The organism is Campylobacter sp. RKI_CA19_01128 (assembly GCF_025771175.1).
Taxonomy (GTDB): domain Bacteria; phylum Campylobacterota; class Campylobacteria; order Campylobacterales; family Campylobacteraceae; genus Campylobacter_D.
In genome coordinates this window covers 1-523 of the sequence record NZ_JAKMPU010000042.1, presented here as the reverse complement: position 1 = coordinate 523, position 523 = coordinate 1, and the positions used below count along the sequence as shown (strand labels likewise).

1 pseudogene is annotated in these 523 nt (G+C 27.9%); it reads right to left on the bottom strand.

The annotated features are described in order from the left end of the window. Positions 1 to 8 precede the first annotated feature (8 nt). Positions 9 to 320: pseudogene (gene traN, locus L8U98_RS08205) on the bottom strand (conjugal transfer protein TraN); the annotation flags it as partial. Positions 321 to 523: the final 203 nt, after the last annotated feature.

Below are 523 nucleotides of genomic sequence, written 5' to 3'. Positions count from 1 at the left end.
TTTTCTTTTTAATTAGTAGGTTTTCTTGTTAAATTCTCAAGATTACTTTCAATCTTTTCTTGTATTTTTATAGAATCAGCTTGTATTTTATCTACATCAATACTTCCAACAATATCAGCAATAAATTCACTTAAATCTATTTCACTAAAATCTAACTTTTGAAATTCTTCTGGAGTAAATCCTCTACAATCAGGACTCTTTGGAGAACCCCAACCTCTTTTAATTTGTGGGCATCCTTGTTCATTAAATATTCTTGCTAATTTTGAATTAAAACAACAATGTGTTTTTTTATGCTGAATGCAACCTATGAATTTAATTTTTTTAGAGCAATATTCACCAACTTCTACACATCTATTTTGCTTATTGAGTTTTGCTAGCTTTTTTCATCTTCTTTACAAGGTACAAGCCCTATAAATACTTTATCTTTATCACAGCAACCACCACCAGTTAAACCAAAAAATTTGTCTTTAGAGCGACATCTATTATCTTTTTTATTAAAGATAAAAATTTGTCCTCTATAAGA